The sequence below is a fragment of the Polaribacter cellanae genome, from assembly GCF_017569185.1.
Taxonomy (GTDB): domain Bacteria; phylum Bacteroidota; class Bacteroidia; order Flavobacteriales; family Flavobacteriaceae; genus Polaribacter; species Polaribacter cellanae.
The window spans coordinates 1,552,264-1,567,727 of sequence record NZ_CP071869.1 but is presented as its reverse complement, the minus strand read 5'-3'; the positions used below and the strand labels follow the sequence as shown (position 1 = coordinate 1,567,727).

Here is a 15,464-nt window from a genome sequence, read left to right as displayed (position 1 = left end):
CAAATACGTCTAATAAAAACTTATGGCATTAGTAACATCTAAGGAAATTTCGCAAGTAATTGGTTTAGAGAAATTTGGTTTTCTTGGAACATTTGTTGGGTGGGTTCTTTTAAGAGTTCTTCGTATTTCGGCTATCAATAAAATTTACGAAAACAATAAAAATAAATCGGACTTAAATTTCTTAAATGGAGTTTTAGACGATTGTAATATTAAATTCGAAATTCCAGAAGAAGATTTAAAAAGAATTCCAAAAGATGGTGCTTTTATAACGGTTTCTAACCATCCTTTAGGAGGAATAGATGGTGTATTGTTGTTAAAATTATTAATAGAAAAAAGAACCGATTATAAAATAATTGCCAACTTTTTACTGCATAGAATAGAGCCATTAAAACCTTATGTAATGCCTGTAAACCCTTTTGAAACAAGAAAGGATGCAAAATCGAGTGTTAGAGGAATTAAAAGTGCATTATTACATTTAAAAGAAGGAAAACCATTGGGAATTTTCCCAGCAGGAGAAGTATCTACCTATAAAGATGGAAAATTAAAGGTAGATAAACCTTGGGAAGAAGGTGCAGTTCGCTTAATTAAAAAAGCGAATGTTCCAGTAATTCCAATTTATTTTCACGCAAAAAACAGTCGTCTTTTTTACTTTTTGTCAAGAATTTCAGACACGTTAAGAACGGCAAAATTGCCTTCGGAAGTAATTTCTCAAAATGGAAAAGTCGTAAAAGTTAGAATTGGAAAACCAATTTCGGTTACAGACCAAAATGAGTTTAAAGAAATACCTGCTTTTTATGAATTTATAAGGAAAAAAACATATATGTTAGCAAATCCTTTTGAAAAAGCCCATAAATTAATTTCTACACAGAACATAAAAATTCCTAAAAAACCAGCTAAAAAAATTGCACCTCAAAGAAATACCAATTTATTTGTTAAAGAAATAAATACGCTAAGAGAAAAAGAAGTTCGCTTATTAGAAAGTAAAAATTACGAAGTGTTTTTTGCAAGCGCAAAAGAGATTCCTAATTTATTACATGAGATTGGTAGATTACGTGAAATTACATTTAGAGAAGTTGGCGAGGGAACCAATAAAGAGATCGATTTAGATAAGTTCGATAAATATTATCACCATTTACTATTGTGGGATAGAGAGGCAAATTGTTTGGTGGGTGCGTACAGAATGGGGCTTGGAAAAGAGATTTTTAAAAAATACGGAATTAATGGTTTCTATGTTCAAACGTTGTTTAGAATTGAACCAGAATTGCACCAAATGATGGAAAACACCATTGAAATGGGTCGTGCCTTTATTATTGGCGAATATCAACAAAAACCAATGCCTTTATTTTTATTATGGAAAGGAATTGTGCACGTTACTTTACGTTATCCAGAATATAAATATTTAATGGGTGGTGTTTCTATTAGCAATCAGTTTTCAGATTTTTCTAAATCGTTAATGATTGAGTTTATGAAATCGCATTATTACGATCCATACATTGCACAATACATTTGCCCGAAGAAAGAATACAAAGTAAAATTAAAAGACGCAGATAAAGATTTTGTTTTTGATTCCACAAAGGCAGACATGCAAAAATTCGATAAAATTATTGATGAAATTGAGCCTGGAGCTTTAAGAATTCCGGTTTTAATAAAGAAATATGTGAAGCAAAATGCACGTTTGGTGGCTTTTAATGAAGACCCAAAATTCAACAATGCTGTAGATGGTTTAATGTATATTAAAGTGGCAGACATTCCAGATAGTACAGTAAAACCTGTAATGGAAGAGTTTCAAGCAGAGTTGGAAAGGAAGGCTACAGAGTTGCAGAATGCGAACAAGTAATTCAATAGCAATGGGTTTAACTCATTGAAAAAATGTTATAAATAATGCTAGCTTTAACCAAAATTATTCAAAGATAATGCGTGTTTTAGCCAAAGCCAGCTATGTAATTTACTATCAATAACCAGCTAAATCTAGTTGCAATTAAAAAGACTCTATTTTAAGAAACTCTACTATTTAATAGTAATTTTTAAAACTTTATACCTAACAAATTAGCAACAATCTACTCTGCCCTTTTTTTTCTTTTGGAGCGCGATGTAAACAAGGTAAAACCTTACTTTCAGGGCAATCTACTGCTAATTTCCATAAATTTCCAATTCCTAAACTAATTGGTTTTGCATTCGGTTTTAGGGCATAATGCAAATCAAAAAAATATTCACTTAAAAAGGCTTCAAAACCAGCATCATTTCCATCATATAATTTTTTAAGTTCTTCTCGAATTTCTGGAATAAGAATTTTTTGTGTGGCTTTCGAATTGGGAATAATATCACTAGGTTCTCCAAAATAAGTGCATAAAAAAGTGTCGACAAGAATTGGAGAGCGATCTACATGAAAAGAATAAACATCCGTTGGTAAAAAAGGAAAATCTGTATCTCTTTCGTAATTTTTAATAATGTTAAGCGTTGGTTTTGCGCCATGATCTTTTAAAACTTTTAGGTCATTTAAAAGAATTTCACGCGCAAGTTCTCCATTTTCGCTTAATTGAAGCTTAAGAAGTTCATCTTCATTTAAAATTTTTATGTTTTCTTGAAAAGATATTTTATGAACAATCTCTCCAAAATCGCCAATTAAAGCACGTTTCCAATAAATTGCATTTATTTTGTTATGAAAATCTGTAGATAAAAGATCATAAAAACTCTCAACACATTTAATTTGATTTTCAAGGGGAAGTAAACCTGTATTATTCACAAATATTTTTTTAACGAAAGTAGCAATATTAATATAAAAATAGATAACACTGCTCTTTTGTCAGTTTTTAAACTTGGTATGCTTTTCGCTATTTAATTGGGTAGAGAAATTAAATTAATTAAAATGAAAACATTTTTAAAAATATTATTAACGGCTTTGGCAGTAATTATTTTGGCGAATATTTTACCAGGAGTCTCTGTTGCAGGTTATGTATCTGCAATTATAGTAGCTGCAGTAATTGCCTTATTAAATATGATTGTAAGACCCTTATTAATCTTCTTTACATTGCCAGCAACTATCGTTACGTTTGGCTTATTTATTTTTGTAATAAATGCAATAATAATTATGTTAGCAGACAAATTAGTAGATGGTTTTGCAGTTGCTAACTTTTGGTGGGCATTGTTATTTAGTATTTTATTGTCCATTTTTAGATCTGCGTTATTCTCTTTATTAAAAGATGATAGAAAACAACTGAATTCATAAAAGAAGTATTTTAAAAGCTGCGAATTCACAATTTTTTTATTCGTGAATTTATGGCTAAAGATTAGTATACAGATTATTAAACCAATAATTTATTTCACACTGAAATAGAACCACTTAAACATTTGTGCAATCAATTAAAAAGCGTAATTTTGCACTCGATTTTTTCAAGATAAAAGACAAATAAATGAATATTACAAGAGAGAACATAGATGCGTTAAACGCAGTTGTAAAAGTTGATATTGTTGCAGACGATTATCAAACAAAAGTAAACCAATTGTTAACAGATTACCGTAAAAAGGCAGACGTTCCTGGTTTTAGAAAAGGGCATGTGCCAATGGGAATGATTAAAAAACAATATGGTAAATCTATAATGATAGATGAGGTAAACAAGCTTTTACAAGAATCTTTAAATAAATTTATTACAGAAGAAAAAATAGACATTTTAGGAAATCCGTTACCAAGAGTTCAAGACGATTTCAATTGGGATGCAGACAAATTTTCTTTTGAATTCGAATTAGGTTTAGTGCCAGAATTCGATGTAGATTTAAAGCCTAAAAAGAAAGTTACAGAATATAAAATTATTGCAACTGAAGAGTTGTTGGAGGAAGAAGTAAAGAACATTCAAACTCGTTATGGAAAAATGTCTCCTTTAGAAGAAGTAATTAAAGAAGCAAATATAACAGGAACTTTCATAAACGAAGAAAAGGAAATTAATAAAAAAGGAACTTTTTTAGTAAGCGATTTAGAAGGAAAGAAAAACGAAAAGAAACTTGTTGGCGCTAAAGTTGGCGATGTAATTGAGTTAGAAACAAAGAAATTATTCAAAGACGACCATAAATTACAGCATATTTTAGGGGTTTCTCATGAAGAAATTCACGATTTAGACATTAAAGTAACTTTAACCATCGAAGAGATTACAAAAACGGAACCTGCAGATTTGGATCAAGAATTGTTCGATAAATTATTTCCTGATGGAAGTGTAAAAACGTCATCAGAATTAAGAGAAAAAATTAAAGAAGATGCAGAAAAGCAATTCGCACAACAAGGAGACCAGCAATTGTTAAACGCAGTTACAGAACATTTAGTAGAAAATACAAAATTCGATTTACCTGCAGAATTTTTACAAAAATGGCTAGCAACTGCAGGAGAAAAAGAATTAACTCCAGAAGAAGCAAAAGCTGAATTCGAAAAATCTGAAAAAGGATTACGTTACCAATTAATCGAAGGAAAAGTTATGAAAGATAACGACATTAAATTAGATTATGCAGAATTGGTAGATTATGCAAAAGGATTTATCCGCACGCAAATGGCACAATTTGGTAATACAAATCCAGAAGAAAAAGAATTAGACGATATTGCTGGAAGAATTTTACAAAACCAAGAAGAGGCTCAAAAATTACAATCTCAATTAATTAGTCAGAAATTATTGGCTTTTTACAAAGAAAATATGAGCTTTAAATCGAAAGAAGTTTCTTACGAAGAGTTCATAAAAGAAGTTTATAAATAGTTTTTGGCACAATCATTGTTAATAGTTTTTCAAACTAAAAACATATATAAATAATGAAAATTTTAAAAATAATTTCTTTGCTATTCATTTTTGCAATAGTAGCAACCACAAAGGCACAAACAACAATATCTATAGATTCCGATGTTCAAGGAAAATCAATAACAGGTGTTTGGAAAAAAGGATTGGTAGTTTTAAAAGATGGTACTGTTAAAGAAGGAGAAACTAAAGGATATAGCTTTTCAGGAGACCAAGTTAAAACTATGAAATTTAGAGCAGACAAAGATGCTGACACTGAAAAGTTTAAAGCGAACGACTGTAAATTAATAAAATGGGGAGACACATTTATAGTTCCTGTTTTAAAAAATTTCAAAAAACCCAAAAAAGGCTATAAATTTTACGTAGCACTATATTATGGTAAAAATATATCAGTATATTTTGATCCAAAAGCAAATAAAGCAGGTTTTGGAGGAATTAATTTTGGAGAAAATTTAAGTTTTTTAGTACATAAAGACAATAAACTTACTAAAATTAAAAAATATAAATATAGAAAGCAAATTAGAAAATTATTTGGCGACAACCCAACTTGGGTAGAAAAGTCTAAAGATAAAAAATGGTTTAAATACAGAAACATTTTTGAAGTTGCAGAATTTTACGATAAAAACAAATAAGAAATACTAATTCATAAAAAAAAGGTTGTTTATAGCTATAAACAACCTTTTTTTTATGAATTAAAATTACACAATAAATAAAATTTTATATACCTTATTTTTAAAAATGAAAAGTCATAAAAGTAAAAATCACACCTTCTTAGAAGGTGTGATTTTTACTTTTCAAGGCTATTTCGCTATCTGTTTTAAATGTTTGAGACGTTTTAAATATGTAGGACTTTCAGTCCTTTGTCAAGCAAACCCCTGCACCTTTCAGTGCAGGGTGGTTTAGTTAAATTTATTTAATAATTTCTAGATTAATTCTCTTAATCTTGTCGCAGCAATTTCTGCAGTGATATCTCTTTGTGGCGATCCAAACATTTCGTAACCCACCATAAATTTCTTTACAGTTGCGCTTCTTAACAAAGGCGGATAAAAACTCATGTGCCAATGCCAATGTTTGTTTTCTTTACCATCTGTGGGTGACTGATGTATGCCAGAAGAATATGGAAAAGAAGTGTTGAACAACTTGTCATATGCTTTTGTAATTACAGAAATTGCTTCTGCGAAATTTAAAGCTTCATTTTCTGTTATTTCTGTAATATTTTTCTGTGCTTTTTTAGGAGCAATCATCACTTCAAAAGGCCAAATTGCCCAAAATGGAGTGAGCACTAAAAAATCGTCATTTTCGAAAATAATTCTTTCTTTAGCAGTTTGTTCTTGTTGTAAATAATCTCCTAAAAGACTACTTTTTTTCTCTTTATAATAGGTTAATTGTTGCTGATTTTTTTTATCAACTTCGTTAGGTAACGAGGTCTGACTCCAAATTTGTCCATGAGGATGAGGATTGCTACAACCCATTACTGCTCCTTTGTTTTCAAAAATCTGCACGTAGTTGATACCTTCAATTTCGCCAATAGAAACATATTCTTTTTGCCAAGCATGTACCACTTTTTTAATGTCAGCAACTTCCATATCTGCCAAACTTTTGGAATGATCTGGACTAAAACAAATTACTTTGCAAATTCCGTTTTCGCTTTGTGCTTTCAACAAACCATCATTTACATTAAATTTTGGCGAATCTTTTTGAAGTGCAGCAAAATCGTTCGTAAAAATAAAAACATCTTTATAATCTGGATTTATTTTGCCATTAATTCTTGTGTTTGTCGCACATAAATAGCACTTATCATCATAAGAAGGTCTTTTTTCTGTAGAAATTTCTTCATTTTGTCCTTGCCAAGGTCTTTTTGCTCTGTGAGGAGAAACCAAAACCCATTCTCCAGTTAAAATATTATATCTTTTATGCGAATAATCTTGCAAATTTGTATTTTTCATACGATTGTTTTTTTTGTTGATTATTTTACCAAATGTGTACCATTAGAAAGTTCTATAAAATACACAGAACAGTCTTTGTTGAATTTATTTTTATAAGCTAAAGAGGCAGATTTTGCAAAGTTTTTTGCTTCGTCTTTTTTAATTAAGTTAATGGTACAGCCACCAAAACCACCACCCATCATCCTTGCGCCTAAAACGTTTTTGTTTTTCTTAGCTTGGTTTACCAAAAAATCCAACTCATTGCAACTTACTTTATATTGGTGTTGCAAACCATTATGAGAACCGTAAATTAAAACACCTAGAGTTTCCAAATCGTTTTCTTCAATGGCTTTTGCTGCTTTTTGAGTTCTTTCAATTTCTTGAATTACATACAATGCTTTTTGGTAATTTTCTGATGTAACTTTGTCAATAATTTTTTCTAAATCCTCTTCAGATGCTTCTCTTAATGTTTCTACACCTAACAATTCTGCAATACTTTCACAGGCAGAGCGTCTATCGTTATAAGCACTGTTAGACAAGCTATGCTTTACATTTGTGTTGATGAGCATTAATTGATGATCTTTAAAATCGATTTTATATGGTTTCGATTTTATCGTTCTACAATCTAACAACAAAGCATTATCTTTAATACCAAACATACTTGCATATTGGTCCATAATGCCACATTTTACCCCCACATAATTGTGTTCTGCTTTTTGTGAAATTAAAATCATTTCTGTTTTTGTTAAACCTAAATCGAACAATTCGTTTAAACCAAAAACGACACTGTTTTCTAAAGCAGCAGAAGAAGACATGCCTGCACCTCCAGGAATATTTCCTTTAAAAATGATGTTAAAATTGCCAATTATTTTATTTCTATTCTGTATTTCTGCGACCACACCAAAAACATAATTTTCCCAACTACCTTCTTTAGATGGTTTTAATTTGTCTAATTCGAATTCGATTGTACTATCTAAATCCATTGCAATTGCAGTACAAGAAACAGAATCGCTTTTTTGAATTGCGGCTACAATTCCTTTATCTACAGCCGCAGGAAATACAAAACCGCCATTATAATCTGTATGTTCTCCAATAATATTTATTCTTCCTGGAGAAAATATCAATAAAGGATTCGTAGCAAATTTTTTTTGGAATTCCTCTTTTACTTCTTTAATTAATTGGTTACTCATAATCATTCGGTTTTATAAAAATTTTACACCCCAAGTTAAAGCGTAGGTTTTCTTAGCTTCTAATTCTTGCAAGCCAATTTTATTATTAAAACTGTTAGAAATTCCAGTCATAGGTTCAATGGCAATGATTGGTTTGTCTTTTGGACTGTATAATTGTAAAAAGTTTTCTTTAGCTGTCGACGATAACTCTAACTTATATTTTGGCGTAGAAAACTGCACAATATTATCTTTTAGTACAAAGCAATCGTCTAATTGTTTGTTTGCGATTTCAAATTTTGAAGCTGTTTTATGGGCTACTATTTCTTTTGTAATTAAGTTGTTATCGAAAATTATTTTTTTATTGCTTTTAAAATTGAGGAAACTGTTTTTAAAATTGTCGCAATTAAAATAAGGATGCCAGCCTAAAACAAATGGAAATGATGTTGAGTCATCGTTTTTTACAGTTATTTTTAGCTGTAATTCTTCTTCTAAAAGCGTGTAGGTTGCATAAAGCGAATATTTAAAAGGAAAGCTCTTACAGTCGTTTTTTTCTGAATAATAAATACTAACAGAAGCACTGTTAGAAGTAATTTCTTTTTCTAAAATTTTAAATTCTTTGTTAAAAACCAAACCATGTAAAGCGTTTTTACTTTTAGGTTCGTTACTTTTAAATTGATATTCTTTATTCTTGTAAGTATATTTTCCATCTTCGATTCTATTGGCAAATGGAAATAAAATGGCAGAAGAGTAACCATTTTTATAATTGAAATTGGGTTGATCTTCAATAATAGAAACTCCTTTAAATTGTAAGTTTTCTAATCTTCCACCTTCATTTAGAGAAATACGAGCAAACGAATTATTTTTAATGTTTTGTAACTTTATTAAGTTTAAACTATCTTGTTTTGTTTCTTTAATTGTAAACATTTTTATAAAGATTTTCTTAAAATTAAGGCACTCGGATTTTCGATTTTCGAGTGTTCGTTATTTAAAATCATTTGCGCCAATTTTTCTCCCATTAAATTAAAATCTGTTGAAATTGTTGTAATTCCATCTGCCACAACTTCCTTTAAAATAGTATCGTTAAAAGAAATTAAACCAATATCTTTAGATAATTGTAAGTTGTTCTCTTTTATTTTTTTAATAATTCGAATCAGGTTTTTATCATCTAAAATTAAGTACACTTCTCCTTTTTGGGGAGTTTTGTTTTCTAAGGAAGAGATTACTTGCGAAGTAAAATTATTCGCATCACAAAAAAGCTGAAAACCACTTAAAATTCCTTTTGGCTGTCTCTCTTTTGGAAACAATAAAATTAATTTTTTATAATTTTTTAACTTGATTGAAGCATTGGAAAGTCCGTTGAAAATATCTTTTTCGAAATTTTGAAAAATAACAGGATAGTCCAATAATTCAGGATGTTTTTGATCTAAAATGTAAACGTTTTCTTTGGGTAAACTTGCTACAGAAGCATTTACATTTTTTAGATTCGCTGGCATAATTACATAAGAGCTGTAATTGCCATTATTGTCGTTTATCAATTTATTAAAAATATCTTCGTTAAAATGATGAAAAAAAATATCAACCTGACAGTTATCGCCCAAACTATTTAAAAATGAATTGTATAGATCTTCTTTAAAAGAATTTAATTCATCAAAAAGTAGAAAAATTTTCTTTTTTACAAACACATCTTCAGTGCTTACAAAATACCCTTTGCCAACTACAGAATAAATGATGCCTCTTGTTTTAAGTTCGTTAAAAGCGTTTAAAACAGTGTCTCTAGATAATTTATGTTGATTTTTTATAACATTTAAAGAAGGTAATTTGTCTCCTTTTTTAAGTTTACCGCTAACAATTGCATGCTCAATAGAGGTTACAATTTGTTTGTATTTTGGAATTCCAGATTTTTTTAGAGATACCATTTTCATCTTACAAAGATATTAATAATTTACATAAATACTACTGGTAGGTACTAGTATGTTTTTATTGCTAAACTTTACATAAATGATAGTAAAGATTTGGAAGATATTTTAAGTTATTCGTCAACAAAATATGTACTAATAAAATTTTAAATGAGGCTGTCTTAAAAGTAAATTCAGTTGTTGTTTTAACTGAAGTAGAATGTTTAAAATACTGATATTTAATGAAGTTGAGTTATTCTTTACTATTTTTGTAAAATTCAAAAGCTTAATTTTTTTTTTTTAGTTAGAATAGCTTTTTGAAGAGAAACCGTAAATAATGAAGAAATTACTTATAATAACAGTTTTACTTTTTTTTATTAGTTGTAAAAAATCGAATATTAAAGAATATGCGCATACAAATAATTTGATAGGCGAAACGAGTCCGTATTTATTACAACATGCACACAATCCAGTAAATTGGCATGCCTGGAACGATAAAACACTTTCGAAAGCAAAATCGAGCAAAAAATTAATGCTTATAAGTATTGGTTATGCTTCCTGTCACTGGTGCCATGTAATGGAAGAAGAAAGTTTTAAAGATACTTTGGTTGCGAAAACCATGAATACTAATTTTATAAATATTAAGGTAGATAGAGAGGAAAGACCAGATGTAGATAAAGTTTATATGAGTGCAGTGCAATTAATGAATGGAGAAGGTGGTTGGCCATTAAATGTTGTTGCTTTGCCAGATGGAAGACCAATTTGGGGAGGAACTTATTTCGAGAAAGAACAATGGATTGGTATTTTGAATCAACTTTCGGAAGTTTATGAGAAAAATCCAGAAAAATTAATTGCTTTCGCAGATAAGTTAGAAAAAGGAATAAAATCTATAGATGTTGTAGAATTAAATTCAAAAAAAACAGATTTTACAAACGAGATTATAAAAAAATCTATTGATGTCTGGTCTGCAAATTTCGATACTTCTTTGGGAGGCTTAAAAAGCGCTCCAAAATTTATGATGCCTAATAACTATCATTTTTTATTGCGTTATGCAATTCAAAAAGAGGATAGAGAATTACAAGATTATGTAAATCTAACTTTAGAAAAGATGGCTTTTGGAGGAATTTATGATCCTATTGAAGGTGGTTTTTCTAGATATTCTGTAGACGAAAAATGGCACATTCCGCATTTCGAAAAAATGCTTTACGACAATGCACAATTGGTTAGTTTGTATTCAGATGCTTATTCGATTACCAAAAATCCGCTTTATAAAGAAGTGGTTTTAGAGACTTTAGAATATGTAAAAGCATACATGATTGGCGAGAAAGGTTCTTTTTTCTCTTCTTTAGATGCAGATAGCGAAACTGAAAATAAAGATTTAGAAGAAGGTGTTTATTATGTTTGGACGAAAAAAGAATTACAGTCTTTGTTAAATGAAGATTATTTATTGTTCGAAGATTATTACAACGTAAACGATTATGGTTTTTGGGAAAAAGAAAATTATGTTTTAATAAGAAATACGAATGATGCAGATTTTATACAAAAACACAATATTACAATTGAAGCGTTAAAAGCTAAAAAGAAAAATTGGAAAGAAACACTAAAAAAAGCAAAACAAAGTAGAAAAAAACCAAGGTTAGATGATAAAATGTTAACCTCTTGGAATGCGCTTATGTTAAATGGATTTGTAGATGCCTATCGTGTTTTTGGAGATGAAAACTATTTAAAAATTGCAGAAAAAAATGCAAATTTTATTGTCGATCATCAGCTTAAAAAAGAGGGGAGTTTGTTACATACTTATAAAGATGGAAAAAGTACAATAAATGGGTACTTGGAAGATTATGCATTTACAATTGAAGCTTTTATTAATTTATATGAAAATACCTTAGACGAAAAGTGGCTTAAAATTTCACATGATTTGGCAGATTATACATTTGCTCATTTCTTTGATGAGAATAGCAAGATGTTTTACTTCACTTCCAATAAAGATGCTTCTTTAGTTGCCAGAAGTATAGCGTTTAGGGATAATGTTATGCCTTCGAGTAACTCTGTAATGGCGAAAAACTTATTTAAATTATCGCATTATTTCGATAACAAAAACTATTTAGAAACTGCAAGAATTATGTTAAATAACGTACAACCAGAACTAGAGGAATATCCTTCTGCCTTTTCGAATTGGTTAGATTTAATGATAAATTTTTCGAACCCATATTACGAAATTGCAATTGTTGGCGAAAAGGCAAAAGACAAAGTAAAAGAATTGAATAAAAAATACATTCCTAATAAATTAATTGCTGGCAGTTTAAGAGAAAGTAATATGCCTTTGTTAGAAAATAGGTACAATCCTTTAAAAACACTAATTTATGTTTGTGTAAATAAGGCCTGTAAATTACCAGTTTCCGATGTTGAAAAGGCATTAGAGTTTATAAAAAAATAAGTTTTAAGCTTCGTTAAAATGTTTAAAATCGATGTTGTTTTTTTCTAAAAATAACTAAATACTTTCTGTGTCTGTGGCCAGAGTAAACGTATTAGAAGTTTAGCGATATAAAACACCTTTAAAAGATAAATAATTAAAAAAATAGCACTATTTTAAATAAGTCTCCTTTTTTGATGAAAATGTCGCCCATTTTTAAATAAAAATAAGTCAAATTTGTATAGAAGTTTTACTTCAATAATTACCAATCAGAAATTTTAATAAAAAAATGAATATCACCACAAAAAAAAATAGCACTGTTAAAAAAGTGTTTTCTATGTTGTTTTTACTACAAATTGTATTTTTTAATTTTTCTTGTTCAAATAGAACAAAAGAAGTTGTTTCAGCAGATATCGTTTTTACGGCAAATGTTCCAATTGGATCCAATAGTTGGGTTGCTGGAAACAAAGCAGAGGATGAAGGTATTATTAAAAAAGAAGGAATTCGTAATTGGAAATCTTTAGATAATATAATTAACACTTATGTAAGAACAGGAAGTGGAGAATTAAAAGTTGGTTTAAAATTAAAATCTCCAGATGGAAACTCTAAAATTAACGTTACCATAAACAAGATTACAAAAACAATTAACGTAGAAAATAAAGAATACAAAACGTTAGATGTAGGCGTTTTTAATGTTGATAAAGGATATGTGAAAATCGAAATTCAAGGAAAAGAAAAAGAAGGAAATATTATTGCAGATATAGATGAGGTTCTTTTTGGAGGATCAGCAATCGCAACAATTTTAGATTTTGTGCCAACAACAAACCATCATTTTGGAAGAAGAGGTCCTTCTGTACATTTTAATTATAAGCAACCAAAAAGTGGAGAAGTGCAATATTTTTATAACGAAATTACAGTGCCAACAGGAGAAGATGTATTAGGAAGCTTCTTTATGGCAAATGGACATGCACAAGGTTATTTTGGAATGCAAGTAAACTCTAAAACAGAAAGACGTGTGTTATTTTCTATTTGGAGTGCTTTTGTAACAGATGATCCAAATCAAATTCCAAAAGATTATACAGTAACAAGTTTAGGAGGTGGAGAAGGGGTAACTATTAAAAATTTTGGTGGAGAAGGTTCTGGAATACAAAGTTTTAAAAATGTAAATTGGAAAGTAGATACTACCTACAAGTTTTTATTAAAAGGAGAGCCTTCTTCAGTGGCAGGCTCTACAGATTACACTGCCTATTTTTTCGATCCATTAGTTGGAGATTGGCAAGTAATTGCAAGTTTAAGAAGACCAAAGACCTCTACTCATTTAAAAAGATTGTATTCTTTTTTAGAGAATTTTTACCCAAGTACTGGAAATCAAACCAGAAAAGCAAATTTTGGAAACCAATGGGTTTACACAACAAATAAAGAATGGGTAGAAATTACGGAAGGAAAGTTTACAGCAGATGCCACAGCAAATGCAAATGAGAGGTTAGATTATGCAGGTGGAGTTGAAGGTAACCAATTTTTCTTAAAAAATTGTGGGTTTTTTAAAGAAAATGTAACTCTAAAAACAGATTTTTCTAGACAAGCAAATGGGAAAGCTCCCAATATTAACTTCTCTAAATTGCCAAAACCTACTCTTTAAAATATAGGGCAAAAAAATTATTAATTTATTCCTTTTTTATGTATAGTTTTTTTTTCTAACAAACTATAAACGTGAGTTCGATTTAAGAGTAAATATATAACTCTACTTTAATCTATTGATAAATAGTTGTTTAGTTTTGTTTTATCATTTCCACTATAGAAGAAATCTCATAATTTTTAACTACAATTTGTAAAGTCCCTCTTTTTTGCATCATTGAAATGATATTTGTTTTCAGAATAAAAAACATTTAAGTAATTGATAAACAATTGGTAGTATATCAATCTTACGTTATAAAAAGATTTTAATTTTTACAAAGAATATATGTCTTGTTAAAGATAATTTTGCATTAAGAAAACAAGCTAAAGAAATAATCTCTATTTAAAGAAGTTAAGAGAATGTAAGTTGTAATAGCAGAAATAAAAGAATTTTAAATAATGCAAAAAGGTTTCTTGTTTCGTTATTCTAAATAACTGTCTAAGTTTTCTGCATTAATAATATCTATAGGTAATAAGCTTTTTGCAGGAATTTCTTTTCCAAAAAGCAAATGTTCAACCAAATAAGTTAATCCTAAGAAAACTTGTTTTTTAGGGTTTTGATGTATTAAAAAATTAATTCGATTCTCTTTAAGATATCGAATGTTTTCATCTAATAAATCATATCCAATAATTTTAATATTTTCTTCTTTTGTAAATTCAGCAACTCTGTATGTTTTTGAGGTAGTCACAAAAATCCCTTTTAAATTTCTAGAAATATTTAAAATATATTTTATTTTATTTTTAAGATCAGCATTTTTAGAACCATAAGTAGTTATTTGATAACTAGAGTTTGGTAATTCAAAAAAATAACTTCTAAATCCTTTTTCTTTTTGTTGCATATGTATTGCATTGTTAAAATCTTCATCGATATGAATAATAGCAATATTAGAGTTTTTAGGAATTATAATTTCCATAAGACTCGCAGCAATTCTTCCACTTTTAAACAAATCTTGTCCAACAAAATTTTGGGTATTTTCTGTTTCTAATTGATTATTAAACTTGCTTACAATAATATTAGAGGTTGCATAATTATTAACAATTTCTATGGTTTCTTTATAAAATAAAGGTGTTAATAAAACAGCATTTGGCGATAATTCTAAAACTTTTTTATTTACATCTATAAAAGTTTTAACTTCATTTGTATTAAAAAAGAAAGGTTCAATAAAAATACCAAAAGCACTAAATTCACCAATTGCTTCTTGGATACCTTCAAAACAAGGCAGCCAAAAAGAATCCTCTTTATAGTCTGGCATAATTACACAAATATGATATTCTTTCGTGTTCTTTAAACTTCTAGCTAATAAATTGGGTTTGTAATCTATTTCGTTTAAAACAGCATTTACTTTTTCTAAAGCTTTTGCAGATACTTTTCCTCGTTTATGTATAACTCTATCAACAGTTCCTTTAGAAACACCTGCTATTTCTGCAATATCCTTTATTGTGTGTTTTTTCATCTTGAAGACAAATATATACAAAAAGTTGTAGATTTATAAAAATGTGCTCGAGAACAAAAAATTATGTGTTCGAGCACAATTTTTCTCTTTTTCCTTTTTTTTTATAGTTTTATTAATTAGATTTGTGAGAATTAAAAAGGAATTTAGATTTTTAGAAAAAGGATT

12 protein-coding genes are annotated in these 15,464 nt (G+C 28.9%); 6 read left to right on the top strand and 6 right to left on the bottom strand.

Annotated features, from left to right (window positions below; translation table 11 throughout):
* Positions 1–22 precede the first annotated feature (22 nt).
* Positions 23–1,837 (top strand): GNAT family N-acyltransferase, encoded by a 1,815-nt coding sequence (locus J3359_RS07095; protein WP_208080011.1) that lies wholly within the window; start codon positions 23–25, stop codon positions 1,835–1,837.
* A 201-nt stretch (positions 1,838–2,038) separates the two neighbouring features.
* Here the strand turns inward: J3359_RS07095 and J3359_RS07090 are convergent, their stop codons facing one another.
* On the bottom strand, positions 2,039–2,743 hold the full coding sequence (locus tag J3359_RS07090) for a hypothetical protein (protein ID WP_208080010.1): 705 nt from the start codon (positions 2,741–2,743) through the stop codon (positions 2,039–2,041).
* A 123-nt stretch (positions 2,744–2,866) separates the two neighbouring features.
* On the opposite strand from J3359_RS07090, the gene J3359_RS07085 reads away from it, so the two are divergent.
* From J3359_RS07085 to J3359_RS07075, 3 genes are all read left to right on the top strand, one after another.
* Positions 2,867–3,226, top strand: a complete 360-nt coding sequence (locus J3359_RS07085; protein ID WP_208080009.1) for a phage holin family protein — start codon at positions 2,867–2,869, stop codon at positions 3,224–3,226.
* Positions 3,227–3,410: 184 nt separating this feature from the next.
* Positions 3,411–4,733, top strand: coding sequence for a trigger factor (tig, locus tag J3359_RS07080; protein ID WP_208080008.1), 1,323 nt, complete (start codon positions 3,411–3,413; stop codon positions 4,731–4,733).
* A gap of 53 nt (positions 4,734–4,786) precedes the next feature.
* Positions 4,787–5,401, top strand: a complete 615-nt coding sequence (locus tag J3359_RS07075) for a hypothetical protein (protein WP_208080007.1) — start codon at positions 4,787–4,789, stop codon at positions 5,399–5,401.
* 291 nt (positions 5,402–5,692) lie between these two features.
* Here J3359_RS07075 and J3359_RS07070 read toward each other — a convergent pair whose 3' ends face one another.
* The 4 genes from J3359_RS07070 to J3359_RS07055 are packed head-to-tail and all read right to left on the bottom strand — an operon-like array spanning position 5,693 to position 9,785.
* A complete protein-coding gene (locus tag J3359_RS07070; protein ID WP_208080006.1) occupies positions 5,693–6,715 on the bottom strand; it encodes a UDP-glucose--hexose-1-phosphate uridylyltransferase in 1,023 nt (340 codons plus the stop codon).
* 20 nt (positions 6,716–6,735) lie between these two features.
* Positions 6,736–7,884: a galactokinase gene (gene galK / locus J3359_RS07065; protein ID WP_208080005.1), complete on the bottom strand. Its 1,149-nt coding sequence runs from the start codon at positions 7,882–7,884 to the stop codon at positions 6,736–6,738.
* 12 nt (positions 7,885–7,896) lie between these two features.
* On the bottom strand, positions 7,897–8,787 hold the full coding sequence (locus tag J3359_RS07060; protein WP_208080004.1) for an aldose 1-epimerase: 891 nt from the start codon (positions 8,785–8,787) through the stop codon (positions 7,897–7,899).
* 2 nt (positions 8,788–8,789) lie between these two features.
* Positions 8,790–9,785, bottom strand: coding sequence for a GntR family transcriptional regulator (locus J3359_RS07055; RefSeq protein ID WP_208080003.1), 996 nt, complete (start codon positions 9,783–9,785; stop codon positions 8,790–8,792).
* 310 nt (positions 9,786–10,095) lie between these two features.
* On the opposite strand from J3359_RS07055, the gene J3359_RS07050 reads away from it, so the two are divergent.
* Together J3359_RS07050 and J3359_RS07045 are read left to right on the top strand one after the other, a co-directional pair.
* Positions 10,096–12,195, top strand: coding sequence for a thioredoxin domain-containing protein (locus J3359_RS07050; RefSeq protein ID WP_208080002.1), 2,100 nt, complete (start codon positions 10,096–10,098; stop codon positions 12,193–12,195).
* 265 nt (positions 12,196–12,460) lie between these two features.
* Entirely contained in the window at positions 12,461–13,810 is a 1,350-nt protein-coding gene (locus J3359_RS07045; RefSeq protein ID WP_243765996.1) for a DUF3472 domain-containing protein, read from the top strand.
* A gap of 457 nt (positions 13,811–14,267) precedes the next feature.
* Here the strand turns inward: J3359_RS07045 and J3359_RS07040 are convergent, their stop codons facing one another.
* Positions 14,268–15,299, bottom strand: coding sequence for a LacI family DNA-binding transcriptional regulator (locus J3359_RS07040; protein WP_208080001.1), 1,032 nt, complete (start codon positions 15,297–15,299; stop codon positions 14,268–14,270).
* Positions 15,300–15,464: the final 165 nt, after the last annotated feature.